Here is a 23410-nt window from a genome sequence, read left to right as displayed (position 1 = left end):
CTGATCAGCCGGCGTCGGCGGTCTTCTGGAGCTCGCCGAGCACCTTGGCCGGGTCGTCCTTGACGGCCCCGCCGATGGTCTGCTTGATCTGCGGGTTCACCTCGGCCCACTTCGGGTCCTGGAACGGGTAGAAGCTGGCGTTGGGCAGCGCGTCGAGGAACGGCTTGAGCTTCTCGTCGCCCGACAGCTTCTGGATGCCGCCGTTGGTCACGGGCAGCAGCTTGTAGGTGTCGCTGATCTTCTGCGCGGCACTGCCGGTGTAGAAGAAGTCGAAGAACTTCTTGATCTCGGCGGCGTGGCCGTTCTTGTTGAACGCCATGATCCAGTCCATGACGCCGAGCGTGGTGTCGAGCGGGCCGGACTTGCCGGGGATCGGCGCGACGCCGTAGTTCTTCAGCCCGGCCGCGTCGAAGATGGGGATGGACATCGGGCCGCCGTTGACCATGCCGACCTTGCCGGCGCCGAAGTCCTCCCAGACCGTCTTGCGGTCCTTGGTGCCCGGGTTCGGAGTGGTCAGACCGGCGTTGACCAGGCCCTTCACGTAGTTGAACGTCTCGACGTTCTGCGGGGAGTTGATCGCCCACTTGCCGGAGGCGTCCTTGTAGCCGCCGCCGTTGCCGAGCATCCACAGGAAGGACTCGGCCTGCGCCTCCTCCTGTCCGAGCGGCAGGCCGAAGGGCTGGCTGACGCCGGCCTTCTTCAGCTTCTCGGCGTCGGCCTTGAGCTCGTCCCAGGTCTTGGGCGGCTCGGCGATGCCGGCCTTCTGGAACAGGTCCTTGTTGTAGAACAGGGCGCGGGCGGAGGAGACGAACGGGATGCCGTACGCGGCACCGTCGACCTTGCCGAAGTCGGCGAACTTCTGCAGCATGTCGCTGGAGACGTTCGGCGACAGGACCTCGTCGACCTTGTAGAGGAGCTGGTCCTTGACGAAGCCGGAGTAGTCGCCGGTCTGCAGGATGTCGGGCACCTGGCCGTTCTGGACCATGGTGGCGACCTGCTTGTCGATGTCGTTCCAGTTGATGACCTGGACCTCGACCTTGATGTTCGGGTTGGCCGCCTGGAACTCGTCCACGACGCCCTTCCAGAACGTCTCACCGGAGTTCGGCTTGCCGGGGCCGTCACCGTAGTCGGCGGCGACCATCTTGAGCGTCACCGGGCCGCCGGCCGAGGACTTCTGGTCGCCCGCACCGGCCGTGCCGGTGTCTCCTCCTGAGCCACAGCTGGACAGGACCAGCACGGTTGCCAGGCCGAGAGCCGCACCGCCCACAAGTTTCATGTTCACCGAAGTACCGCCTTCTCATCGGACGGGTCTCGCTGGTCCGTACCAGCGGCCGGTGCGTGAGTCACAGCTCAACGCGTTTGCGTCAGAGTAAGCCTCAATTCTTGGTCTGGTCTATACCGGTTGGTCTCGGTTTGAAAACACTAGGACGCCAGAAACCTCACAACCGGTCTAGACCGCCCGTCAGAGGATCTTTCTCCGCACGCTCTCCCCGCCCTGCGGCGATCCGATCCACGGCCCTTCGATGGACGGGTCGAGAATGCCCTCCTCGACGAAGGTGTAACGGCCGTCGAGCACGTAGCGGGCCAGCCGGGTGTCCTGGGTGTCGCTGTTGTCCCAGAGTTTGGCGAACAGCGCCTCCGCCCGCCGCCGCGCCTGATGGCAGAACGTGTCCGCCAGCTCGTACGGCCGGCGGCCCAGGTCACGGGCGTCCTCCTCGGCCTTGACGCAGACCGCGGTGATGGCGAACAGCTCGGCCCCGATGTCGACGATCCGGCCGAGGAAGGACTGCTTGTGTTCGAGCCGCCCCTGCCAGCGGGACATCCCGTAGAAGGTGGACCGAGCCAGCTTCCTGCTGGTCCGCTCGACGAAACGCAGGTGAGCCGCCAGCGGCCCGAAGTCGGCGTATGCGGCGGGCAGATTGCCGCTGCCCGCGACCAGCGTCGGCAGCCAGCGGGCGTAGAAGCGGCCGGCCTGCCGCAGCGCCTGCGCGCGTTCCTTCCTGGAGGCGTCGGGGTTGATGAGCTCCCCGGCCGCCGACAGGTGGGCGTCGACCGCCTCGCGGGTGATCAGCAGCCGCATGATCTCGGAGGAGCCCTCGAAGATCCGGTTGATCCGCGAGTCGCGCAGCATCTGCTCGACCGGGACCCCGCGCTCGCCCCGCGCGGCCAGCGACTCGGCGGTCTCGTAGCCGCGACCGCCCCTGATCTGGAGCAGCTCGTCGAGCACCTGGTAGGACAGCTCGGAGGCGTAGAGCTTGGCCAGCGCGGCCTCGATCCTGATGTCGTTGCGCTGGTCGTCGGCCATGCGGCTGGTCAGCTCGCAGACGGCCTCCAGGGCGTACGCGGTGGCCGCGATGAAGGCGATCTTCGTGGCGACGGCCTCGTGCTCGCCGACCTTGCGCCCCCACTGCACGCGGGCGTTGCCCCACTCACGGGCGATCTTCACCGCCCACTTGGCGTTGCCCGCGCAGGTGGCGGGCAACGACAGGCGCCCGGTGTTGAGCGTGGTGAGGGCGATCTTCAGCCCTTCGCCCTCACGCCCGATGAGATTCTTGGCGGGCACTCTGACCTGTGCGAACTCGGTGACGCCGTTCTCGATGCCCCGAAGCCCCATGAAGGCGTTGCGCCTCTTCACCGTGATGCCGGGCGAGTCGGCCTCGACCACGAACGCGCTGATCTTCTTGCCGGTACGGGCCATGACCACGAGCAGGTCGGCGACCACGCCGTTCGTCGTCCACAGCTTGACGCCGTCGAGCACGTAGTCGTCGCCGTCCCTTACGGCGGTCGTGGACAGCCGCGCCGGGTCGGAGCCCACGTCCGGCTCCGTCAGCAGGAACGCCGACACCTCGCCGCGCGCGCACCTCGGCAGGTACTCCCGCTTCTGCTCCTCGGTGCCGAACAGCTTGAGCGGCTGCGGCACCCCGATCGACTGATGCGCCGACAGCAGCGTCGCCAGCGCCGGGCAGTACGACCCGACGAGCATGAGCGCGCGGCAGTAGTACAGGTAGGGCAGGCCGAGCCCGCCGTACTCCTCGCTGATCGTGATCCCGAACGCCCCGAGCTCGCCAAGCCCTTTGACCACCTCGTCGGGCACCTGCGCGGTCCGCTCGATCTCGGCGGGATCGACGTGCGCGTCGAGGTAGCGCCGGACGGCCCTGACGAAGTCCTCCCCGCGCTTGGCCGCCTCCTCGGCCAGCGTGGGGGCCGGGTAGACCAGGTCGAGACGGAGGTCGCCCAGGAACAGCTGCTTGGCGAAGCTCGGGCGGGTCCACTCCTTCTCCCGGGCCTGCTCGCCGAGCTCTCTCGCCTTTGCGTAGTCGGTCATCGCGTCCCTCTTCCGGTCGGTGAGGGGTCTCTTTCCCTTTCTTGTACGACAAGCACGGGTTCCCCGCCACCCGCCGCACCCCCAGTCGTTACGGCTTTGCCGCCAGCAGGGCTATCAGCGACAGTGCCGCCGGTATTGCTAGATATGTGCCGCAGCAGGCCAGGGCTATGCATGACAGGGCGGTTGCCGCGATGGCCGTGTTGCGCGGCCTGCCCGGCGGCAGAATGCGGACGGCCGCCGCCACGCCCGCCGTGGTCACCGCGGCCAGGCAGGCCGAGGTGGCTCTCATGAGGGTGTCCAGGTCTGCCGGCAGCAGCATGATCAGGGCGGTCAGGGCCGCCAGGAGGGCCAGGCTGCGGTAAGGGGTTCCGCCGTTTTCGAACCAGCGCGGCAGGGATCCGCTCCCGGCCATGGACACGCCCAGGCGGGCGGCGCCGGCTATGTAGGTGTTGATGGCGCCGAAGGTGAGGGCGATGGCCGCCGTAGTGATGATGGGGCCGGCCGCGGCGCCGATCCCGGTCTCCAGCAGGGCGGACAGCGGTGCCGCCCGGCCCAAGACGGCGATCGAGGTGATGGAGACGCTCAGGTAGAGGACGGAGATCACGATCAGGGTCACCGTGGTGGCCCTCCTGATGTCGGTGATCTCCGCCGACAGGTGGGTGGCGGCCTCCCAGCCGACGAAGGCGAAGAAGAGCACTCCGGCCGCGGAGATCACGCCCGCCATGCCGTACGGGGCGAACGGGGTGAAGTTGGCGGCGCTGGCGTGCGGCGCGGCGGTGCCGACGGCCGTCGCGAGGAGCGCGATCAGCAGGAGCACCATGGCCACCTGCAGCCGTCCCGAGGTGCGCAGGCCCGCGACGTTGGCGAGGAAGGCGGCGGCGAGCAGGGTGGCGGCGGCGACGGTCTTGTCCACGCCCAGGGTGTTGGCCACATAGACCGCGCCCACCTGCGCGCCGGCCACGATGCCGATGGGGACGGCGCCGTAGAACCACCAGCCGACCACCGCGGCGGCCCGCCCACCGAACGCGAGACCGGTGAAGGCGGCCACGCCGCCGCCGTTCGGGTAGTGGGTGCCGAGCGTGGCGAAGGTGATCGCCACCGGTGCGCTCAACGCCAGCAGGCCGACCCAGGCCAGGATCGACGCCGGGCCCGCGGCCTCGGCGGCCAGTTGGGGCAGCACCAGCATGCCCGGTCCGAGTACTCCGCCCAGCAGCATCGCCGTGCCCTGACCGGCACTCAGGCGGCCTTTCGTTTGTTCCGACATATCAGCCGAAAGTAGCCGGACGCGTGGTGCTCACTGCCTTCTGGCGAACGTTTGATCGGTTCTCTGGAGATAATGCCGCCGTGGATGAACTTGATTCGGGAATCATTCGACTTCTTCAAACGGATGCGCGGCAATCGAACCGGGAACTGGCCAGACAGCTGGGCGTCGCCCCCTCCACCTGTCTGGAACGCGTCCGCGCCCTCACCCGGCGCGGCGTCATCCGCGGCTACCACGCCGACATCGCCCCGGCGGCACTGAACCGCAGTGTCCAGGCGCTCGTCTCGGTCCAGGTCCGCCCGCTGAGCAGGACCGTCATCGAGACGTTCAAGCAGTCGGCGGCCGAGCAGCCGGAGGTGCTGAGCGTGTTCGTCCTGGCGGGCGGGGACGACTTCCTGCTGCACGTGGCGGTCCAGGACCTGGACCACCTGCACGCGTTCCTGCTCGACCGGCTCAGCAAGCGGCGGGAGATTGCCGGGTTCCGTACGTCGGTCATCTTCCAGCAGGTGCACAACAGCGCGCCGAGCCTGCTGCCGTACGACGAGTCAGCTCATTAGCCCCGCCTCATAGGCCATGATCGCGGCCTGGACCCGGTTGTTCACCTCCAGACGCAGGAGGATGGCGCTGACGTGGGCCTTGACCGTGCCTTCCGACACGAACAGCTCGCGGCCGATGTCCTGGTTGGACAGGCCGCGGCCGACGAGGGCCAGCACCTCGCGTTCGCGGGGCGTGAGGGATTCGGTCCGCTTGCGGGCGGTGGTGTTCCGGGTGAGCCTGCCGTCGTTCAGCTCGGCGATCACCTGGTGGGCGATGCGCGGTGACAGGTACGCCGCGCCGCCCGCGACCGCCCGGACGCCGATGATCAACTCGCGCGGGTCGGCGGCCTTGAGCAGGAAGCCGGCCGCGCCTTCCGCGAGCGCCCTGGCGACGTACTCGCGTTCGTCGAACGTGGTCAGCATGACCACCGCCACCTCCGGAAGCGCGGCGCGCAACTCGGCGGCGGCGGACAGTCCGTCGAGGCGGGGCATGCGGATGTCGAGCATCGCCACGTCCGGGCGGTGCGCCAGGGCCAGCTCGACGGCCTCCCTGCCGTCGGCGGCCTCGGCGACGATCCCGATGCCCGCGTCGGTGGCCAGTATCGACTTCACCCCGGCCCGGACCATGGGCTCGTCGTCGGCCAGCAGCACCCGGATCATCCGCTCTCCCCTGTGTCTTTCGGCCATGGCAGCCGGGCCGTCACGGTGAATCCCGTTTTATGCGGGCCGGCCTCCAGCGTGCCGCCCAGCAGCCGTACGCGTTCGCGCAGGCTCGCCAGCCCGGTCCCACCGCCACCTGTGGACTGCGGTTCGGTGAGCGAGGGTGCGTTGGCGACCGTGACGGCGACCATGTCGGCGCGGCGCTCGATGGTGACACGGACCTCGGCGCCGGGTGCGTACCGGGCGGCGTTGGTCAGGGACTCCTGCGTCACCCGATGCGCGGCCCGGTCCAGCAGCGGCGGCAGGACCGCCGAGCGCTCGTCGCGGCGCAAGGTCACCGCCATGCCGGCCCGCGTGGCCCGTTCGACCAGCGTCTCTATCGACTCGTCCGGTGGGTCCGTGGGGGCGCCGCCCGAGTCCCGCAGCACCCCGATGGTACGGCGCAGCCGGTCGGTGGCCGTGACCGCCGAGGCCCGCAGCTGGGCGGCCGCCTCCCGGTTCGTCTCGCTCATGTCGGCCGCCAGCTCCAGGGCCCCGGCCCGCAGCGCGATCAGCGCCAGCTCGTGCCCGAGCGAATCGTGCATGTCGGCGGCGATGCGGGCGCGTTCATGCAGTTTGACGCGCTCGGCGGTGTACTGCTGCTCCCGCTCCAACTGACCGACCCGCTGCCGCCCTGCCTCGACCAGCTCCGCCTGCTGCCGCCGGAAGCGCCCCGCCAGCCAGGGCAGCACCGCGAACAGCGCCATGGCCATCAGCGCGCCCACCCCGTCCCAGAGGCTCACCCCCAGCTCCACGACACCGGGTATCGCGACCGCGCCCAGGACCAGCCAGTCCCGGCGTACCGGAAGATGCCTGCCGTGCAGGTAGGCGAGCACGGCGACGACCGCGAACAGCAACTGCCGCCAGGTCGGAATGTGGTCGAGGTACAGCCCGTTGACCAGGCTGATCCCCGCGACCACCGCCAGAATCGCGCCGTTTCTCACCTACCAGACCTTATCGACTCAGACGGGATGACCTGCGGAGTCGTGTCAGCCTTGAGCTCCCGCAGCCGGACGATCCGCATCGCCGTCGTGGCCACCCCCGCCAGCGCCGCGACCGCCAGGGTGATCGTCAACGGTACGGGGAAGTAGGTGAGCTGGGCCCAGGTGATCGTCCGCCCGTTCGAGATGAACGAGATCAGGTCCGGATACGCCGCCAGCACCACGACCGGCAGCAGCACCGGCACCATCCGCAGCGCGACCCGCCACCCGGGACGTCCCGCCCGCCCGGCCGCCCAGCGCCGTGACCGCCACACGCCCAGGACGCCCAGCCCGATGGCGGCCAGCCCGATGAGGCCCAGCACCAGCTCGAACGTCTGCCGCCCGCCACCGGGCAGCTCCGGCGTCCGCCCCTGGGTCATCGCGAACAGACCCGTGGCGACGGCGTACGTGTCGTCGGTGAGGGACGCGCTGTTGGTCATGACCGCGAAGCCGTAGCCGGTCTCCGGGGAGATCGCCTCGACGGCGGTGTAGGTGAACAGGTTGCCGGAGTGCACGAGCAGCTTGGTGTCGCTGTCGCGGCTCCAGCCCATGCCGTAGTCGCTGACCTTGGACGGGGTGTGCATGGTCCGCAGGCTTTGGGAGGTGACGAGCGGTTTGCCCTTCCCGTTCTGGTTGATCAGCCAGGCGCCCATGTCGGCGGCGGTGGTGATGACCCCGCCGGAGCCGCTGCCGTCGAGGAACCCGGGCAGTTCGGGCCGCGCCAGCCAGGCGCCGAACACCGAGTTGTAGCCGTCCGACGGACGGACCACCTCACTCCGCAGGGCGCTGTGGGTCATGCCGAGCGGGGCGAAGACGTGCTGCTTCAGGTAGTCGTCGAAGCTCTGGCCGCTCGCGACCTCGACCAGGCGGGCGGCCAGGTCGTAGTTGGCGTTGCAGTACGCCCAGTGGGTGCCGGGGTCGGTGGCGAGCGCGCCGGTCTTGAGCCGGTCCACGTACTGGGCGAGGGAGGTGGTCTCCTCCAGGGTGTTGATGTCGAGGGTGGTGTCGGACAGGCCGGAGGTCTGGTCGAGCAGCTGACGTACGGTGATCGCCGTGGCGCGCGGGTCCGCCAGCTGGAAGCCGGGCAGCTGCTCGGCGACCGATCCGTCCAGCTTGATCTTGCCCGCGTCGACCAGCGTCATCACGGCCATGGCGGTGAACGACTTGCTGACGGAGGCGACGCGCATGGGGGTGTCGGCGGTGACGGGCTTGCCGTCGGAGCCTTGGCCGTAGCCGGCGGCGTGGATCACTTGGTCGTTGTGGGTGACCACGACGGACATGCCCGGCAGCCCGGTGGACTCCACGACCTTGGCGAGGTAGGCGTCGATGGCGGCCGGGGTCGGCGCCGCTCCTGCAGTCGAGCCGGCGGCGGGCGCGGTCAGGGCGAGGGTCAGCGCTGTTGTCGTCGCAAGGACGCCGATGAGCTTGCGTTTCATGGTGACGACGGTAGAAATCTGCGGCCCGGAAAAGATCCGCCGACCGTCCAGGACCACCCCTGACGAAAGTCTGACGTCAGTCCGGGAATTGGAGATAGGTCGGCGGCACTTCGTCCACGAGCCAGACCCCGTTGGCGCTGACCCGGAACTCGTGTCCCGCCTCGTGCATCGCCCCGGCGTCCACCGGCAGGACCACCGGCCTGCCCCGCCGCGCCCCCACCCGCGTCCCCGTCTCGCGGTCGGGCGACAGGTGGACGTGGTGGCGGTTCATCGGCCGCAGCCCCTCGGCCCGGATCGCGGGCAGGCTCCTCGCCACCGTGTCGTGGTACAGGTACGCGGGCGGCGTCGCCACCGGCAGGTCCAGATCCACCTCGATGGAATGCCCCTGGTTCGCCCGGATCCTGCCGTTCTCAAGGGCGAACCGCTGCTTGTCGTTGCCTGCCACTACCCGGTGCAGATCAGCCGGGTCGATCGGGAACCCATGGGAGGCGGCGGCCCGGAGGAGGACATCGACGTCCACCCAGCCGCGTTCGTCCAGCTCGATCCCGATCCGCTCGGGCTCGTGACGCAGGTGCTTGGACAGGTATTTGGAGATCCGCACCATACGCCGATCGTCAATCATCTTCCGAGGATGTCGCAGCGGCCCGATCCCCGGCAACCCTATTGCGGTTGATTTTGTGTACGACGTAAGCTTACAACGTACTCAAAATCAATCAGGAGGCCGGCACCATGACCACCACCATCGCGATCATCGTCCCGTTCGTCTGGCTCGGCTGGCTCGTCGTGACCGAGTGGGTGCCGATGTTCCCGTTGAACGACCTCCGGCCCGGCAACATCGGACAGCGCGTGCTCGCGGCGTGCATCAACTACCCGTTCCCGTTACTGATCGCGGCCGGGGTCGCACTGCACCGAACCTGGTCGTTGCTCGCCGCCACCGCACTCTGCGTCGTCATAGTCGGCGGACACCTGTGGAACTGGTGGCTCCCCTACTTCGGCACCGGCACCGCCGCGCAGCGGGAGACGTACCAGCGCGAGTACAGCCGTACGCTCAAGATCCTGCCGACCGAGGGACATGACGTGGTGGTAGATGTTCAGCACCTGGTGGTGGGCGCTCTGTCCCTGCTCATGCTGGCCACCACGCTGATCGCTACGCTGACCGGATGAACGAGCCCGCACCCCGGCGCGGCAGGGGACGTCCAGCCGTCCTGACCCGCGAACGGATCGTGGCCGCGGCCATCGAGGTACTGGACGCCGAGGGGCTCGACGCGCTCACCATGCGCCGCCTCGGCACCCAGCTCGGGGTAGCGGCCATGTCCCTGTATCGTCACCTGCCGAACCGGGACGCGGTGCTCGCCGCAGTGGTCGACCACCTGTTCGCCGAGGCGGTGATCGACCTTGACGCCGACACGCCGTGGCCCGAGGCGCTGGCCCGGTTCGCGGGTTCCTACCGGCGGATGCTGCTCGGCCATCCGCACGCCGTACCCTTGCTGGCCACCCACCCGGTGGACATCGACCTGGGCCTGGAACTGCTGGCCGGGCTGCTGAACCGCTTCGAGGTAGCAGGGATCCCACGCCAGGACGCACTCACCGCGATCCAGTCGGTAGCGGTCTATGTCCTGGGCCATGCTTTGGCCCAGGTCGGCACCCCACCGGACACCAACACCCCTGAACCACCGGCGGAGACCGCGGTGGCGTTTTATGACCAGTGGTTCGAGGCGGGGTTGCGAGCCATGGTGTCGGGTTTCGAGGGAGGACTCGACCGAGGGCGTTGACCACGCGCTTGCGCCAACTGTATGCATGTCACGGCAGGACCCGGACAGGGGGCCATGCCCGAAGGCATGCGAATAGCCATCACTTTACGTGCTCGTGATGTAACAATGAGTTTCATGCCGTCCCCCCGACATGACACCCTCATCAAGCTGTTCGCCGACCGCCCTCAACTGGCGGTGGAGATCCTGCGTGACTTCCTGGGGGCGGACCTGCCCGCCACTCCGCTGATCCGGCGGGAGACGAGCACCTTCAACCCCCGCCCTTCCGACGACATCGAGGCCGACCTGGTCCTCGTGCTGGGCCCACCACAAACGCCCGCCCACGCCATCATCGTGGAGATCCAGCAGGACAAGTCCAAGGATCCCCGGCAGCTCGCCCGCTACGCCGCCGCCCTGTGGCTCATGCTGGGCTGTGACGTCTCGGTCCTGGTCATCTGCCCCGATCGCAACGTCGCCACCCACTACGCGCAGCCGATCGAGTCCGGGCTGACCGGCTACCGCCTGCGGCCCTGGGTGCTGGGACCGGACGACATCCCGGCCATCACCGACCCCCACGAGGCCGCCGCCCACCCGCACCTCGCCGCCATGTCGGTCATGGTCCACGGACGCGACCGCAAGGTCATCGAGGCGTTCGCCGCCGCGCTGGCGGGCGTGACCGACGAACACGCTCCGGATTACTATGAATACGCTTACGACATGTCGACGCCCGAGATCCGCCACCTCATGGAGGAGATCATGAAGTCCGCGTCCACCAAATGGCCGGTCTACAGCCCCTTCGCCCGCGAACACTTCGGCCGCGGCAAGACGGAAGGCAAAGCAGAGGGCAGGACAGAGGGTAAAGCGGAAGAGGCCGCCAGATTGGTGCTGCTCGTGCTGGCCGCCCGCGGCTTCACCGTCCCCGACGACATTCGCACCCAGATCACCACCTGCACAGACCTTGCCCAACTCGAAACCTGGGTCACCCGCGCGGCCACCACCCAGACCCTCCAAGACCTGTTCAACGAACCGGGCTGACAGCATCCAAAAGAGCGACCACGGCGGCGGGGCTCGCCGTAGAGCGACGGGCCCGCACGAAACGCGCGAATAGATCGGTTGCGCCGCGCGCCGCACACAAATCGAAAACGACCTTCAGTGATTTTCCAGGTCGACCCGGCTGGGCGACACCGGGTAGTCGTCAACGATCATGGAGTTGTAGAGGCGGGCGCTCTTGGTGGTGAGGCGGACGAGGGCGCGGCTGGGCCCTGCGGGCAGGGCGGAGATCAGGCGAAGGCCCTGGACCAGTCCCCGCACGCCGAGGCGGGACGTGGGGACCAGAGTCTTCGCCGCACTCAGTGCGACGGCGCGGCTGCCGCGTACGTGCTCCGCCATCGCGCGCTCGTAGGCGGGGAAGGCGCGCTCGTGGTCACCGCCCGCCCGCGCCAGCTCCCCGGCGAGGACGTACGCGCCGACGACGGCCAGGCTGGTGCTGCCGCCGACGGCGGGGCCGGGGCAGTAGCCCGCGTCGCCGACGAGCGTCACCCTCCCCCGCGACCAGGTGTCCATGTGGAGCTGGGTGATCGAGTCGAAGTAGAACGCCTGGGTGCGGTCGAGCTCGGCCAGCCAGCGGTCGACGTCGGCGTGCAGGCCCCTGAACGCGCCGCGCAGCAGCTCCTTCTGCCGGGGCACGTCGCGGCGGGAGTAGTCGAGCTCGCGCTCGCTCCGGAAAAGGAACATCGCCCGCGCCTCGCCGAGGTGCCGCGCGCCGTACATGCCGGCGGTGCGGCCGACGCCGACGTGCATGAGGAGCTCGCCGTCGAGGTCGGCGGCGTTGGGCAGGGTCAGCACTCCGAGATAGGCCCCGATGAAGGCGCTGAAGCGGGACTCGTCGCCGAAGACGAGGCGGCGCACGTTGGAGTGCAGTCCGTCCGCGCCGACGACGAGGTCGAAACGGCGCGGCGCGGCGTTCTCGAACCGCACCTCGCCGTCGGGCGAGATCGCGGTGATCGAGTCGCCGAAGATGTACTCGACGTCGTCGCGCGTGGCGTCGTAGTAGATCTCGCTCAGGTCGTCACGCATGATCTCGACGTGCCGGCCTTCGGCGGCGCCGAAGATCTTGGAGAGCTCCACCCGTACGGGACGCCGCGCGCCCTCTCCGTACGCGGTCATCCGATTCGCGCCGGTGGCCCGCTCTTCGACACGCGGGAGCACGCCCATCTTCTCCGAGATGTTCATCGCGGGCCGGAACAGGTCGACCGCGTGACCACCGGTCTTGCGCAGAGTCGGCGCACGCTCGACGACGGTGACGGAGAAGCCGTGCCTGGTGAGCCAGTACGCCAGCACCGGCCCGGAAACGCTGGCACCGGAGATGAGAATCCGCATGAGCACGCTTCCTTTCTTAACGATAAGTAAGCGTAACATGGCTACTTACCTATCATTAAGTCAGATAGACTTACGGCATGCCTCGTCCCTCTGACACCAAGCAGCGGATCCAGGACGTCGCCCGCGACCTCTTCGCCCAGAAAGGCGTGCAGCGGACCAGCCTTCAGGAGATCGCCGACCAGCTGGGCATCACCAAGCCGGCGCTCTACTACCACTTCTCCTCACGCGAGGACCTGGTCCGCAGCATCGTGCAGCCGATCATGGACGAGGAAGAGGCGTTCCTGACGGGCCAGGAGGCACTGGACGAGGTCGACCCCCGCGCCCTGCTGGAGGGCTACTTCGACTTCCACCACCGCCACCGCGAAGCGATGGTGCTCATGCTCAGCGAGCTGACCACGCTCGCGGACCTGGGCCTGATCGACCTCGTGCTGGACTGGCGCAGGCGGCTGACGAAGCTGGTGCACGGCCCCGAACCCACGCTCGAGCAGGCCACCCGGGCCGTGATCGCCTTCGGCGGCCTCCAGGACTGCACGATCCAGTTCACCGACGTACCGAAGGACGAGCTCCGCCGGGCGGCCGTGGACGGCGCCTGCGCGGCCCTGGGCATCTCGCCGCAGCACGAGGCCTGACGAAGTCGGCCGCCTGGCAGCTATGAGGAGTTGATCGCAGCGAGGTAGGCCGCGTTCAGGCGCTCGCGAACGCTCGGTGATCGCGCCGGGGATTCGGCGCCAAGGTGCGTGTGGCGAAGCTCGTCCATGAACTCTTCCCAGAGCGCGGGGCCGCCTTGTTCGAGCAGCTCGGCGCGAACGCGCAGCGCGCGGCTCGTGGGCCGGTGGCGCAGCCCCCAGCTGCCGAGCTGCGCGAACACTGGTACGAGTTGGATCGCGGGTTCGGTCAGGCTGTAGCGCGCCCGCTGGCCGGCTCGCGCGTCCTCACGGGTGAGCAATCCCAGCTCGACGAGTCGCTTGAGCCGGTCAGCGAGAATATTCGACGCGATCCCCTCTTGTGAGCCGGCCTGCAGCTCCCGGAAGTAGCGGCGGTCTCCGAAGACGATGTCGCGGAGGACGAGCAGGCTCCAGCGATCACCGAACACCTCGACGGTGGCGTTGATCGGGCACCCCGACCGCGGCTCATGCACTTCGCCCATAGTGCTTGCAATCTACCATCACCAGGCATTACGGTCGCGAAAGCGATTGCAAACTACAAGCGGAAGGGGCAACCCGTGCTGAGGCAGGTCGCGGAGGGTGTGCTGATCCACGAGAGCGAGTTCTGCCAGAGCAACGCAGTTGTCGTGCACGGTCGGGCCGGCGCGTTGCTCATCGACCCCGGGGTGCAGGACCACGAAATGGCCTGCCTCGCGAACGACCTGTCCGATTCGGGCCAGACCGTTGTGGCAGGCTTCTCGACGCATCCGGATTGGGATCACCTATTGTGGACCGCCCAGCTCGGCACGGCCCCTCGTTACGGCACGGCCCGCTGCGCGGCCAGTGTCCGGGATCAGCTTTCCGACCCGGATGCGAAGGCCCACATCGCCGACCACCTGCTCGAGACGGAAATCGCCGGGAAGGTCCCGCTGGAGCTGCTCGGCCTCATCACCGGCCTGCCCGCCGAGACGGCACAGGTTCCATGGGATGGCCCTCAAGTCCGGATCATCGAGCATCAAGCGCACGCACCGGGCCATGCGGCGCTGTTCGTCGAAGAACGCGGGGTTCTCGTCGCCGGCGACATGCTCTCTGATGTCCTGGTTCCGATGCTCGACCTGAACGGCACCGCTGACCCGATTGAGGACTACCTCGCCGCGCTGCGGCTGCTGGAGGGCGTGGCGGGCGACGTCGATGTCGTCGTCCCTGGCCACGGGTCAGTCGGTGGAGCTGATCAGGCACACGCGCGGATCGAGCGGGATCGGGCGTACGTGCTCGCGTTGCGTGAGGGCCATGTTCCCGATGACCCGCGGATCGGCCCATCGGCCAAGCCCGGCTGGGAGTGGGTAAGCGACGTGCACAACGGGCAAGCCAAGCGCCTCGCCCAAAGAAGCGAGCGCGACGGGACGGCTCACTGATCGCTGGGCGCGTCCCCGAACACCATGCGATGCCCCTTGGCAGTGTCCATGTACTCGCGCACCCGGTGGATCAACCCGTCTCGCAGCTGGAAGATGAAGCAGTAATCGTTGCGGTAGGCGTTGCCGCCTGCCAGCGTGGCCTGCATGGTCTCCTCCACCACGACCACATCGCCGTCAGCGTAGAACCCGCGGAAATCTACCGCCACATCGGCGACGAACATACGCGGGAAGTCGACGGTGAGGAAGTGGACGATGGCGTCCCTGCCCACCATGTGGTGCGTCGCACCGAGCGCCACGGCGGTCGCGTTGCCGGGCGGGGCCAGCCATTCCGCGTCCTGAGTGAAGAAGCTGGCGATCAAGTCCTTGTCCCGACTCGAAAATGAGCGCCATGCCTGCTTTACCAGCTCGCGGTTCTGTTCAGAGGCCATGCCGGGCAGTGTAGACCGCCTCCCAGCAAGGGGACCGGGCATATTCCTCACTCGGCGAGGGTCATGGCGGCGAGGATGTCTTGGCCAAGAGGCACACGGGAGGCGGCGACAAACTTGTATCGGCGGTCCATGGCTTTCCGAATGTCGGCCATGGTGCCGAACCCATAGTCCAGCGGCAGTGGACGGCCTTCGAGGTCGAGGACGACCCCTCCGGCCGCCTGGAGGATGTAGTGCCCAGGAGCGAGATCCCAGGTGGCGAAGCCCTTGGCGAACTCGATCATGGCGTCGCTGAAACCTGCCGCGACATGGCACAGTCCTATCGAGCCGAAGTCAACGCCGATCCTGCCTCGGTTGACACCGTCTTGAGAGCGCTGGCCCAACTGCTCCATCAGGCGAGTCTGCCGGGCGAGTGGCAGGAAGCGCTCAGAAGGTTTCATGAAATAGTTCGTGATCAGTGACCCCGACAGCTGGGCAGACCGATCGGGACGCAGGGGAAAAGCCTGTCCGTCCTGAGTGAAGACGAAGGCTCGCTCATGCCCAGCATCATCGCGGGCGGCGGTGTAGATCTGCAGGTGGTGGAAGATGTCGCCCACTACGGCTGCGATCGGACGAGCGAGGCTCCGCGAGTAGACCAGGACGTGCGTGTAGCCGTACAAAGCCCGCACAGCCAGCTCGCTCGTGTCGAGCGGATCGACCAGGACGCACAGATCCGGGTCCGGATCGTCGCCGATGACCTGCGGGTCCGCCTCCTCGGACGCATAGACGTACGAGGGAAGGATCTGTGTCAGGAGCTCCCGGTAGCGTCTGTGCATCCACAGGTCGTACTCGGACAGGAAGTTGCCGGCATGCCGAAGGTTCCGGCTCTCTGAGCGGTCACCCGAAAGTGCAGCTTGGATCAGCCGGGGACGAAGCTCACGAATGACCGTACCCACGAGCTCTGTGAGCTGCTGAACGATGCCGGATGGTGAGGGCTGGGACGTCACAAACGCACCTCCATCATGTCAGCGCAGCTCCAGCGCTCAGCCGCAATACCTCCGCTCGGCGGCCACCGAGGCGGGTGCGTGGCCATCAAATGCTGCCCATGCCTGGGCCGTCCCATGCCGAATCTACGGGGAGCTGAGCGGGCTGTAGGCACGCAGTGCGGCGGCCAGCCCGAGGGGGTTCCCAAAAGAGTCTCTAACAGCCAGGCCGGGCAGCGCGACCAAAGAGCCCCCGACCCATGCGAACCAGGGACTCTAGCGTGCAGAAGGATGATCGAGTGTTGGACGCGAGGCTGAGTCAGAGGTCAAATTCACCTAGCCGTACACCGCCGATGAAGGCTTCCCACTCGTCTGGGCGGAACATGAGCATGCCGCCTGCACGATTCTTGGTGTCTCGGACCGCGACCACCTCCTCGGTGATCGCCACCTCGACGCAGCTTGCGCCGTTCCCGCTGAGACTGCTCTTGTGCCATGTGGCGCCTGAAAGGTCGGGCTGCATCCCAACTCCTTTCACTCCTGATCTTCGCAGAGGCTTGTCGCTGCATCCTGGCGTCTACACGCCGTCCGGCCTCCTCCTCGGTTGCGGCCGGTAGAACTCCCGAGATGACGGCCCGTGCGTAATCCTCTGCACGCGGCCCCGTACACCGACACCACCGCGGAGGTACACCCCTGGGCGGGCACAGGGTTACGGCGAGAACGTCCGGGCGCCGCGACAACGAAAGGCCGGGCGGTAAAAGGGCCTCCCTTGCCCAATGAAAGGCCACGGGCGCTGATGCAGAAATCCGGGCGTCAGCGCTGCCACAGTCCTATTATCCGGCGAGGAGATGGTCGAAGTTGCCGTCCTTCATTCCGTCTATCAGGGCGCGCATTTCTTCCTTGTCGAGAAACACCTTTGGTCCGTCGGGGTCCTTCGAGTCGCGCACGACTACGAGATCGCCGTGCTTGTGCAGTCCCGCGTCATCGGGCACGAAGACCTTCCCGAACTCGGCGCAGGCCCCACCGTTGTTGCTGAATCTCGACTTGCACCACTCGACCTGGGACAGGTCGACGTCAACTCCAGTCGCGTCGCTTGTGTCGCCCATCAAAGATCCTTTCCCACCTGGGCAATGAGTGCCAGGCTGTCCTCGACCGACAAAGACTTCGCTCGTAGGTGGTTAAAGACCACGTTATACCCTTGGACTACGGCAGGATCCTCCAAATATCGGGCGTCCGACTGACTCTCCAGATAGACCACCGTCGGCCATGGATCAGGGAACTCAATCGCGATGAACGAACCGTCCATCGCGGCATGTGAGCCGGTCTCAAAGGGCAGTACCTGCAAGGTCACGTTGGGTCGCGCACTGATCTCCATGAGGTGCTGCAGCTGAGCCTTCATCGTGGCCCGGCCACCGACCATCCGCCGTATGCATGCCTCATTCATGATCGACCACAGCTCCAGCTCATCCGACGTGGTCAGACGATCCTGGCGGGCCCGGCGAAATTCAATCTTGCGCTCGATGTCCTCGGCGCTGACGGCAGCAGGCGCCGTCCCTAGGTACGCTCCGTAGTAGTCGGCAGTCTGAAGCAGTCCAGGAATGAGTTCGGAGTCGTAGTGATTCAGTCTGGACGCCGCCGACTCCATGCCGACGTAAACCTCAAACCACTCGGGGATCGCCCCCTTGCCCTTGTAGCTCTGCCACCAGCCGCGCTTGCGTGCCTCGCGTGCCAGCGTGAGCAGGAATTGCCGCTGTTCGCCTTCGACCTCGTACAGATCGAGCATCACAGAGACGACGCTGAAGGCGGGCGCCGTGGAGTTGTTCTCGATCTTGGTTACGGTGCTTTCGGCTATGCCCACCGCATCGGCGACCTGCTTGCGATTCAGGTTGGACTGCCGGCGCAGTTCCCTGAGCTCGGCGGCCAGCCTGCGCCGCACCACCGTGGGGCTAGTCCCGCTTGACACCGTTTGACCTCCCGTATCGCTCATGTCACTTCGCTGGAACAAGGTCAATCTGAACTAGTTCCAGAGAACCTCTTTACATCTGCACATGTGCCAGAGCACCATCGGCATCAAGGATGCCATCACGGAGAGCAATATCTCGCACACGGATAGTTTCTGACGACCTCCGTGGTGGAACTCGCCCGAAAGATCCGTTTCGCCCACATCGCAGGTAGTGGAGAGGTCAAAACGTCTTCAGCACGCTTATCAAGGCTGCCCTCTTTTCTGTCGGACACGGCGGACAGTTCGCCATCGGAGGAGGTCAGTCATCCGGAGCTTCCTCAATGAGCGGGCTGTTCCTCGCGGAGATCGTGTTGCCAGGGGTGAAGCGTTCGGTGGCGGTGACTCGTCGGTGCGTGGGTGAGGTGCTGATGGTGACAGGGCACGCGGATGTGAACGACGTCCGACTGGTGGTCAGTGAGCTGGTCACCAACGCCGTGTCGCACACCGCATCCGCCGAAGCAGGCGGATTCGTCACAGTGGAGGTCACCTCCCTGGACGCCGCGACGGCCTACATCGACTGCGGTGACCTTTCCCGAGGTGCGTAACGCCGACGCCAGAGACTGTGGCGGCCGAGGGCTATGGCTGGTGGAAACGTACGCGACCAGATGGGGCGTGCGCGATGAGGGCTACAGACGGCGAGTGGTATGGGCGGAGATGTCCACGAAGAACGGCACGTCCGCCTGCGTGGCAAGGACGTGAGTGCGCGAAATGAGGTGCACTGGGGTGTCCTGGATGGTTGATCAGGCGTGGTTTTCTCCTCACTGCAGGAGTCCGCACGCGTCCCCTGCGCAGTCGCATGCCGAGCTATTGGTGTGGAACGCACCCCGTGACAACGGCCGCCACGTGCGCGTGATCGCGTGGACCTGCGAGTGCGCCAGTCCCTTCTACGAGCTGTGCCAGGCGGGCGGGCAGCGGTTCATCCGACGCACTCGAAACGCGCCGAAAGAGTGGATCGTTGATGAAAGCGAGCGATGGCCTGCCGGGCAGGCGGAGGCACAGTGGCACGCCTTGCTGGTTGGTCTTCTCCGCTGAAGAGAGGGAGCAGCCAGGCTGGCCGTACCAGATGGGCTTGGGGGTTTGGGTGGCGGCGCGCACAGGTGTCGGCGCCCACGGGTGCTCGGCGGGCGCCCAGAGCGACAGGTCCGCACGGAACGCGGCGCCAATAAATCGGTTGCGACGATCGCCAGACGAGGCATAGGGTCAGTGACATGCGCTTTTACCTGTAATTCGTTGGGGTTGCCAATACCCCGGCCACTCGGCCCCGCCCGGCGGTGTGTATGCCCGCCGACCTCGTCCAGACGCGGCAGCTGAGCTTGTCGACCGGCCCTGGCCGCGTCGTGAATTACGTAAAGGAGCTTCCTCATGCGAGTTCGTTCAGGCAAGAAGAAACACGGTAAGAACCTTCCCGGGCAGGAGACGCCGCCGGTGCCCCGGCAGATGCCGAGAATGCCGCAGCGGCCCATCGCACCGCCCAGGCGGATCCCGTCCAAGGGACGCTAGTCCACTACCGGGATGGTAGTAAGTGCGGCGCGCGACCCAACGCCATGGGCGCGCCGCACACAACCCGCGGCGCCCCGGTCCCTCGTTCGAGGGGCCGGGGCACCGTCGTGTCAGTATCGGGCACCGTCCGGCGAGGCCCCTGCGCGAGCCCTGTCCCGACGAGCAGTGTCAGAGGCGCTCGATGATGGTGACGTTGGCCTGGCCGCCGCCCTCGCACATCGTCTGGAGGCCGTACCTGCCGCCCGTACGCTCCAGCTCGTGCAGCAGTTTGGTCATCAGGATCGCGCCCGTACCGCCCAGCGGGTGGCCCAGGGCGATGGCGCCGCCGTTGGGGTTGACGGTGGCCGGGTCGGCGCCGAGCTCCTTCATCCAGGCCAGCGGCACCGGCGCGAACGCCTCGTTGATCTCGGTGACGGCGATGTCGTCGATCGACATGCCGGCCTTGTCCAGTGCCCGCCGCGTCGCCGGGATCGGCGCCGTCAGCATGTACACCGGGTCGTCGCCCATAAGCGCGAGCTGGTGGATGCGGGCGCGCGGGGTCAGCCCGTGGTCCTTCACGGCCTGCGCCGAGGCGATCAGCACCGCGCCCGAGCCGTCGGAGATCTGCGACGCGGTGGCGGCGGTGATCTGGCCGTCCTCCTTGAGCGTCTTCAGCCCGGCCATCTTCTCCAGCGTCGTGTCCGCCCGCGGCCCCTCGTCGTCGGAGACGTCGTTGATGGGCGCGATCTGGTCCTTGAAGTAGCCGTTCGCGATGGCCTTGGCGGCCCGCTGGTGGGATTCGAAGGCGTACCGCTCCAGCTCCTCGCGCTTGAAGCCCCACTTCTCGCACATCAGCTCCGCGCCGCGGAACTGCGAAATCTCCTGCTTTCCGTACCGTTCGACCCACATGTCGCCGAACGGGAACGGCATGCCCTTCTCCAGCGCGGCCGTGATCGACGAGCCCATGGGGACAATGCTCATCGACTCGACACCGGCCGCCACGACCAGGTCCTGGGTGCCGGACATGACGCCCTGCGCGGCGAAGTGGATCGACTGCTGCGAGGAGCCGCACTGCCGGTCGATGGTGACACCGGCCGTGGTCTCCGGCAGTCCCGCCGAGAGCCAGGCATTTCGCGCGATGTCCATGCTCTGGGGGCCGAACTGCATGACGCACCCCATGATGACGTCCTCCACCGCGGTGGGGTCGACGCCGGTGCGGTCGATCAGCGCCTTCAGCGTGTGAGCGGCCAGGTCAGTGGGGTGGACGGTGGAAAGGCCGCCCTTCTTCTTGCCGACCGGGGTGCGGACCGCCCCGACGATGTACGCCTCTGCCACAGTGCCTCCTGAAACCGAGCATTGTTCGGTTATTAGGGAGAGACTACAACAGAACGATGCTCTACGCCCCGTCACCCTGGGGGCAGAAGGTCCTCCGCCGCGTCGATCCGGAACCGCCACCGGTCCACGATCAGCCCGTTCAGCGCGTCGGCCAGACGCAGCGCGAGCGCGCCGACCTTCTCGGGGTCGTCGCCGCGCAGCTCGATCGCGGTCAGCTCGGTGGCGAAGGGCAGGAGCTCCTGTACGGCGGGCGGACGGCCCTTTTCCGGGACCACGAGGACCCGTATGTCGCCGACCGTGTAGAGGAAATCGTCCGGGTTGATGTCGTCCGGCTTGATGTCGTCGCCAGGAGCAGCGGTAACCTCGGCGACTTCAGCGACTTCAGCGACTTCGGTGGCTTCGGTGGCTGCTTCAGTCTCGGCGTCGGCGCTCGCTTCAGCTTCAGCTTCAGCGTTGGCGTCGGTTTCGGCGTCCGCGTCGGTTTCGGCTTTCGCGGCCGCGTCGGTTTCCGTGCCGGCGGTCGCACCCGTACCGGCCTCTGCGGGCGTGGCGTCGGCAGTGGTGGTGTCCTCGGGTGCGGTGTCGTCCGTAGCGCTGTCGTCGCTGTCGGTCTCGTCACCCACGTCGGCCTTCGGGCTGTCGTCGAGGCCGCTCAGCACCGCCCGCAGCTCATCCGGCGTCGGCCGTTCCGGAAGGATCACCGCTGGACCGCCACGATCGCTGTCGGCGGGATCGGTCACCTCACCTCTGCACACGGCCAGCCCGCCGAGGCGGAAGGCGATCCCCTCGGCCAGGTAGCGGTCGAAGTAGTCGAACGGCAGCGGGCCCTCCGCCACCACCCGGCAGGCCCACACCTGTTCCAGCTCGCCGCCCACCAACTCGGGGTCGGCCTCTACTGGGGCGTGCACCCGGACGTCCACCGCCACGATGTCGGCGCCGTCCTCGCGGGCCTCCGGGTCTGCCAGCCGTACCAGTCGCAGGAGATCCGCCTGGCTCGGTTTGGCGGGCAGTGCCGCCGTCGGGCCAGTACGCAGTCTCCGCTTTGCCATCCAGCCCATGACGCGCCTCCGCGTTCAGCCTCGATAGGAGCTTGTCATCGTCGCATAGACGATGATGTTGTCGGTGTAGTGACCGATACTGCGGTTGTACGTGCCGCCGCAGGTGATGAGGTGGAGCTGGGCGTTGGCGTTGGGCTGGTTGCCGTAGACGCGCTGGGTGGGGAACGTCTTCTTGCTCGCCTGCTCGACGCCGCCGACGGTGAACACCGCGGTCGTACGGTCCTGCCGCTTGACCTCGATGGTGTCGCCGTAGCGGATCTCGTACAGGCGGCTGAAGACGGCGCTGCGCGTCCGGGTGTCCTTGTGCCCGAGCATCACGGCCGGACCGGCTTCGCCGGGGGTGGACATGTTGCGGTACCAGCCGACCAGGTTGGGGTTGTCGGCCGCCGGCACCTGGATCGTCCCGTCCTTGGCGAGGCCAAGGGATTCGACCGGCGCGTTGATCCCCAGCCGCTTGATCACGATCCGCTGCGGAGTGGACGGCAGCATCGGGGGCGCCGGGTCCGGCTGCGGCAGCGGCGGCGGCGCCGTCGGGGCCGCCTTGAACAGGGCCTGCGCCGGCTGTCCCGTCGTCTTGCCGTCGGGCTGCACGGTGACGGGCAGCGTGTCCCGCTGGCTGGCCAGGCCGTACTCCTCGGGCGAACGGAGCACGATCAGCAGCCCGGCCACCACGGTCACCACGCCGGCCACGGCGGCGAGGATCAGCACCGACCTGAGTACGGTGCTGCCCCTGTCCTGCGGCGGCTCGCCCCCGTAGGGGTACTGTCCGGCCACCTCGATCAGCCTCTGGTGGCGGAACGGCGACGCATGAAGAGTCCTCCAACGCCGGCGGCGAGTATCAGTGCGGAGCCGGTCAGCACGACCATCCTGCCGTCGGGACCCATGTCACCACCACCACCTGTGTCGGCTCCGGCCTTGGGAGTCTTGGAGCTCTTGGTGGTGGTCTTCGTCGCCGTGGGGGTCTTGGTGACATAGGCGGTGCGCGTCTTGGTGGGCTTGGGGGTGGGAGTGGGTGTCGGCGTGGGGGTGGGGGTGGGCGTTGTGCTCGGGGTGGAGCTGCCGGTCGGAGTGCCGGTGGGGGTGCCGGTCGCGACGGTGATCAGGGCCGCAGCGGCGGTCGCCTCGGCCTCGGAGCCGGCCTTGACCGTGCAGGTGTACCGGGTAGTCGCTGTCGTGCCGCTTGTGGGGCCTACCTGCAGAACGAAGTCGTCGGGCACCACGGCGATCACACCGGTCGCCTTGGGCGTGAGCGAGATCAGGACCGGCGGAATAGGCATCGTCGCCGTGGGGGAAACGGCGCCCGGCGTCATGGAGGCGCCAACTGACCGTGTCTCGGTCGGACTGGGATTCGGCGTTCCAGTGACGACCACTGTCGCCTGGATGACCACGCGGTCCGTAGCGGCGATCGACGATGATGCCGTGAGCGACGGAGTGGCGAGTGGCTGGCCGATCTTCCACGTCACCACCGCTGCGGAGCTGGGCACTGGTGCGGTCAGCGGCCCTTGCAGGTCCATCTCGAACTTGTAGTCGGTGCCCGTGCCTGTGCCCGATGTGCACGTGTAGGTAACCGGTTTCGGCGCCATCGCGGAGGCCATCGCCGGAACCACCCAGAAGATACCCGCACCCGCTAAGGCCAGGCCAGATGCCTTGAGGGCGAGGCGATGCCTCGCCTTGGACGTCAGCACTGTCCTTCTCCGTTCAGCGCGCAGTATCAACAGGCGTATCAGAA

At 67.4% G+C, this 23410-nt stretch carries 26 protein-coding genes and 1 pseudogene; 8 read left to right on the top strand and 19 right to left on the bottom strand.

Going from position 1 to position 23410, the window contains the following annotated elements; translation table 11 throughout:
• Window positions 1-4 precede the first annotated feature (4 nt).
• The 3 genes from ACIBO2_RS50190 to ACIBO2_RS50180 form a co-directional block, all read right to left on the bottom strand.
• Window positions 5-1276, bottom strand: coding sequence for an extracellular solute-binding protein (locus ACIBO2_RS50190; RefSeq protein WP_358554807.1), 1272 nt, complete (start codon window positions 1274-1276; stop codon window positions 5-7).
• A 186-nt stretch (window positions 1277-1462) separates the two neighbouring features.
• Entirely contained in the window at window positions 1463-3325 is a 1863-nt protein-coding gene (locus ACIBO2_RS50185) for an acyl-CoA dehydrogenase family protein (RefSeq protein ID WP_358554740.1), read from the bottom strand.
• 88 nt (window positions 3326-3413) lie between these two features.
• The gene (locus ACIBO2_RS50180; protein ID WP_358554737.1) at window positions 3414-4589 is read right to left on the bottom strand and encodes an amino acid permease; all 1176 of its coding nucleotides are present in this window, start codon (window positions 4587-4589) and stop codon (window positions 3414-3416) included.
• A gap of 80 nt (window positions 4590-4669) precedes the next feature.
• On the opposite strand from ACIBO2_RS50180, the gene ACIBO2_RS50175 reads away from it, so the two are divergent.
• The gene (locus ACIBO2_RS50175; protein WP_358554734.1) at window positions 4670-5143 is read left to right on the top strand and encodes an Lrp/AsnC family transcriptional regulator; all 474 of its coding nucleotides are present in this window, start codon (window positions 4670-4672) and stop codon (window positions 5141-5143) included.
• On the opposite strand, the gene ACIBO2_RS50170 is transcribed toward ACIBO2_RS50175, so the two are convergent.
• The 4 genes from ACIBO2_RS50170 to ACIBO2_RS50155 form a co-directional block, all read right to left on the bottom strand.
• Window positions 5132-5782, bottom strand: coding sequence for a response regulator transcription factor (locus tag ACIBO2_RS50170; protein WP_358554731.1), 651 nt, complete (start codon window positions 5780-5782; stop codon window positions 5132-5134). The genes ACIBO2_RS50175 and ACIBO2_RS50170 overlap by 12 nt on opposite strands.
• Entirely contained in the window at window positions 5779-6765 is a 987-nt protein-coding gene (locus ACIBO2_RS50165; protein ID WP_358554728.1) for a histidine kinase, read from the bottom strand. Before ACIBO2_RS50165 ends, ACIBO2_RS50170 begins: the two co-directional genes overlap by 4 nt.
• On the bottom strand, window positions 6762-8237 hold the full coding sequence (locus ACIBO2_RS50160) for a serine hydrolase domain-containing protein (protein ID WP_397304652.1): 1476 nt from the start codon (window positions 8235-8237) through the stop codon (window positions 6762-6764). Before ACIBO2_RS50160 ends, ACIBO2_RS50165 begins: the two co-directional genes overlap by 4 nt.
• A 76-nt stretch (window positions 8238-8313) precedes the next feature.
• Window positions 8314-8856: an RNA 2'-phosphotransferase gene (locus tag ACIBO2_RS50155; RefSeq protein ID WP_397304665.1), complete on the bottom strand. Its 543-nt coding sequence runs from the start codon at window positions 8854-8856 to the stop codon at window positions 8314-8316.
• Window positions 8857-8966: 110 nt separating this feature from the next.
• On the opposite strand from ACIBO2_RS50155, the gene ACIBO2_RS50150 reads away from it, so the two are divergent.
• The 3 genes from ACIBO2_RS50150 to ACIBO2_RS50140 all read left to right on the top strand — a co-directional run bounded on the left by ACIBO2_RS50150 (window position 8967) and on the right by ACIBO2_RS50140 (window position 11020).
• Window positions 8967-9401, top strand: a complete 435-nt coding sequence (locus ACIBO2_RS50150; protein WP_358554722.1) for a hypothetical protein — start codon at window positions 8967-8969, stop codon at window positions 9399-9401.
• Window positions 9398-10009 carry a TetR/AcrR family transcriptional regulator C-terminal domain-containing protein gene (locus ACIBO2_RS50145; RefSeq protein WP_358554719.1) on the top strand — a complete coding sequence of 204 codons (612 nt, stop codon included), beginning with the start codon at window positions 9398-9400 and terminating at the stop codon, window positions 10007-10009. Before ACIBO2_RS50150 ends, ACIBO2_RS50145 begins: the two co-directional genes overlap by 4 nt.
• A gap of 114 nt (window positions 10010-10123) precedes the next feature.
• The gene (locus ACIBO2_RS50140; protein WP_358554716.1) at window positions 10124-11020 is read left to right on the top strand and encodes a hypothetical protein; all 897 of its coding nucleotides are present in this window, start codon (window positions 10124-10126) and stop codon (window positions 11018-11020) included.
• Window positions 11021-11134: 114 nt separating this feature from the next.
• On the opposite strand, the gene ACIBO2_RS50135 is transcribed toward ACIBO2_RS50140, so the two are convergent.
• On the bottom strand, window positions 11135-12364 hold the full coding sequence (locus ACIBO2_RS50135; protein ID WP_358554713.1) for an FAD-dependent monooxygenase: 1230 nt from the start codon (window positions 12362-12364) through the stop codon (window positions 11135-11137).
• 77 nt (window positions 12365-12441) lie between these two features.
• On the opposite strand from ACIBO2_RS50135, the gene ACIBO2_RS50130 reads away from it, so the two are divergent.
• Entirely contained in the window at window positions 12442-12993 is a 552-nt protein-coding gene (locus ACIBO2_RS50130; RefSeq protein WP_358554710.1) for a TetR/AcrR family transcriptional regulator, read from the top strand.
• A gap of 20 nt (window positions 12994-13013) precedes the next feature.
• Here ACIBO2_RS50130 and ACIBO2_RS50125 read toward each other — a convergent pair whose 3' ends face one another.
• On the bottom strand, window positions 13014-13502 hold the full coding sequence (locus tag ACIBO2_RS50125; RefSeq protein WP_358554708.1) for a helix-turn-helix domain-containing protein: 489 nt from the start codon (window positions 13500-13502) through the stop codon (window positions 13014-13016).
• Between the two features lie 84 nt (window positions 13503-13586).
• Here ACIBO2_RS50125 and ACIBO2_RS50120 point away from each other — a divergent pair, with 84 nt between their 5' ends.
• A complete protein-coding gene (locus tag ACIBO2_RS50120) occupies window positions 13587-14423 on the top strand; it encodes an MBL fold metallo-hydrolase (protein ID WP_358554705.1) in 837 nt (278 codons plus the stop codon).
• Here ACIBO2_RS50120 and ACIBO2_RS50115 read toward each other — a convergent pair.
• The 6 genes and pseudogenes from ACIBO2_RS50115 to ACIBO2_RS50090 form a co-directional block, all read right to left on the bottom strand.
• Window positions 14417-14851 carry a nuclear transport factor 2 family protein gene (locus ACIBO2_RS50115; RefSeq protein WP_397304651.1) on the bottom strand — a complete coding sequence of 145 codons (435 nt, stop codon included), beginning with the start codon at window positions 14849-14851 and terminating at the stop codon, window positions 14417-14419. The genes ACIBO2_RS50120 and ACIBO2_RS50115 overlap by 7 nt on opposite strands.
• A 47-nt stretch (window positions 14852-14898) precedes the next feature.
• Window positions 14899-15834 (bottom strand): inositol monophosphatase family protein, encoded by a 936-nt coding sequence (locus ACIBO2_RS50110; protein ID WP_397304650.1) that lies wholly within the window; start codon window positions 15832-15834, stop codon window positions 14899-14901.
• Window positions 15835-16129: 295 nt separating this feature from the next.
• On the bottom strand, window positions 16130-16330 hold the full coding sequence (locus tag ACIBO2_RS50105; protein ID WP_397304649.1) for a DUF397 domain-containing protein: 201 nt from the start codon (window positions 16328-16330) through the stop codon (window positions 16130-16132).
• Window positions 16331-16367: 37 nt separating this feature from the next.
• A pseudogene (locus ACIBO2_RS50100) lies at window positions 16368-16595 on the bottom strand (hypothetical protein); the annotation flags it as partial.
• A gap of 45 nt (window positions 16596-16640) precedes the next feature.
• On the bottom strand, window positions 16641-16913 hold the full coding sequence (locus ACIBO2_RS50095; RefSeq protein WP_397304648.1) for a DUF397 domain-containing protein: 273 nt from the start codon (window positions 16911-16913) through the stop codon (window positions 16641-16643).
• Window positions 16913-17743 (bottom strand): Scr1 family TA system antitoxin-like transcriptional regulator, encoded by an 831-nt coding sequence (locus ACIBO2_RS50090; RefSeq protein WP_397304647.1) that lies wholly within the window; start codon window positions 17741-17743, stop codon window positions 16913-16915. The genes ACIBO2_RS50095 and ACIBO2_RS50090 overlap by 1 nt, the downstream gene beginning before the upstream one ends.
• A 347-nt stretch (window positions 17744-18090) precedes the next feature.
• On the opposite strand from ACIBO2_RS50090, the gene ACIBO2_RS50085 reads away from it, so the two are divergent.
• The gene (locus ACIBO2_RS50085) at window positions 18091-18354 is read left to right on the top strand and encodes a hypothetical protein (protein WP_397304646.1); all 264 of its coding nucleotides are present in this window, start codon (window positions 18091-18093) and stop codon (window positions 18352-18354) included.
• Window positions 18355-19171: 817 nt separating this feature from the next.
• Window positions 19172-19309, top strand: coding sequence for a hypothetical protein (locus tag ACIBO2_RS50080; RefSeq protein WP_358554692.1), 138 nt, complete (start codon window positions 19172-19174; stop codon window positions 19307-19309).
• 168 nt (window positions 19310-19477) lie between these two features.
• On the opposite strand, the gene ACIBO2_RS50075 is transcribed toward ACIBO2_RS50080, so the two are convergent.
• The 4 genes from ACIBO2_RS50075 to ACIBO2_RS50060 form a co-directional block, all read right to left on the bottom strand.
• Window positions 19478-20623, bottom strand: a complete 1146-nt coding sequence (locus tag ACIBO2_RS50075; protein ID WP_357959861.1) for an acetyl-CoA C-acetyltransferase — start codon at window positions 20621-20623, stop codon at window positions 19478-19480.
• A gap of 71 nt (window positions 20624-20694) precedes the next feature.
• A complete protein-coding gene (locus ACIBO2_RS50070) occupies window positions 20695-21672 on the bottom strand; it encodes a hypothetical protein (RefSeq protein ID WP_397304645.1) in 978 nt (325 codons plus the stop codon).
• Between the two features lie 24 nt (window positions 21673-21696).
• Window positions 21697-22455: a class F sortase gene (locus ACIBO2_RS50065; protein WP_397304644.1), complete on the bottom strand. Its 759-nt coding sequence runs from the start codon at window positions 22453-22455 to the stop codon at window positions 21697-21699.
• A 5-nt stretch (window positions 22456-22460) separates the two neighbouring features.
• The gene (locus ACIBO2_RS50060; protein ID WP_397304643.1) at window positions 22461-23276 is read right to left on the bottom strand and encodes a hypothetical protein; all 816 of its coding nucleotides are present in this window, start codon (window positions 23274-23276) and stop codon (window positions 22461-22463) included.
• Between the last annotated feature and the right edge of the window lie 134 nt (window positions 23277-23410).

The organism is Nonomuraea sp. NPDC050022, assembly GCF_044460705.1.
Lineage (GTDB): Bacteria > Actinomycetota > Actinomycetes > Streptosporangiales > Streptosporangiaceae > Nonomuraea.
The sequence above is the reverse complement of the archived record's forward strand: the minus strand, read 5'-3'. Positions and strand labels throughout refer to the sequence as shown.

Bases quoted from the DNA above. Each gene is read 5' to 3' on its own strand.
- ACIBO2_RS50160 (WP_397304652.1), bottom strand. From the start codon at position 8,237: ATGAAACGCAAGCTCATCGGCGTCCTTGCGACGACAACAGCGCTGACC.
- ACIBO2_RS50070 (WP_397304645.1), bottom strand. From the start codon at position 21,672: ATGGCAAAGCGGAGACTGCGTACTGGCCCGACGGCGGCACTGCCCGCC.
- ACIBO2_RS50170 (WP_358554731.1), bottom strand. From the start codon at position 5,782: ATGATCCGGGTGCTGCTGGCCGACGACGAGCCCATGGTCCGGGCCGGG.
- ACIBO2_RS50190 (WP_358554807.1), bottom strand. From the start codon at position 1,276: ATGAAACTTGTGGGCGGTGCGGCTCTCGGCCTGGCAACCGTGCTGGTC.
- ACIBO2_RS50145 (WP_358554719.1), top strand. From the start codon at position 9,398: ATGAACGAGCCCGCACCCCGGCGCGGCAGGGGACGTCCAGCCGTCCTG.
- ACIBO2_RS50150 (WP_358554722.1), top strand. From the start codon at position 8,967: ATGACCACCACCATCGCGATCATCGTCCCGTTCGTCTGGCTCGGCTGG.
- ACIBO2_RS50135 (WP_358554713.1), bottom strand. From the start codon at position 12,364: ATGCGGATTCTCATCTCCGGTGCCAGCGTTTCCGGGCCGGTGCTGGCG.
- ACIBO2_RS50130 (WP_358554710.1), top strand. From the start codon at position 12,442: ATGCCTCGTCCCTCTGACACCAAGCAGCGGATCCAGGACGTCGCCCGC.
- ACIBO2_RS50095 (WP_397304648.1), bottom strand. From the start codon at position 16,913: ATGGGCGACACAAGCGACGCGACTGGAGTTGACGTCGACCTGTCCCAG.
- ACIBO2_RS50105 (WP_397304649.1), bottom strand. From the start codon at position 16,330: ATGCAGCCCGACCTTTCAGGCGCCACATGGCACAAGAGCAGTCTCAGC.
- ACIBO2_RS50185 (WP_358554740.1), bottom strand. From the start codon at position 3,325: ATGACCGACTACGCAAAGGCGAGAGAGCTCGGCGAGCAGGCCCGGGAG.
- ACIBO2_RS50180 (WP_358554737.1), bottom strand. From the start codon at position 4,589: ATGTCGGAACAAACGAAAGGCCGCCTGAGTGCCGGTCAGGGCACGGCG.
- ACIBO2_RS50060 (WP_397304643.1), bottom strand. From the start codon at position 23,276: ATGGCCTCCGCGATGGCGCCGAAACCGGTTACCTACACGTGCACATCG.
- ACIBO2_RS50085 (WP_397304646.1), top strand. From the start codon at position 18,091: ATGAGCGGGCTGTTCCTCGCGGAGATCGTGTTGCCAGGGGTGAAGCGT.
- ACIBO2_RS50080 (WP_358554692.1), top strand. From the start codon at position 19,172: ATGCGAGTTCGTTCAGGCAAGAAGAAACACGGTAAGAACCTTCCCGGG.
- ACIBO2_RS50115 (WP_397304651.1), bottom strand. From the start codon at position 14,851: ATGGCCTCTGAACAGAACCGCGAGCTGGTAAAGCAGGCATGGCGCTCA.
- ACIBO2_RS50140 (WP_358554716.1), top strand. From the start codon at position 10,124: ATGCCGTCCCCCCGACATGACACCCTCATCAAGCTGTTCGCCGACCGC.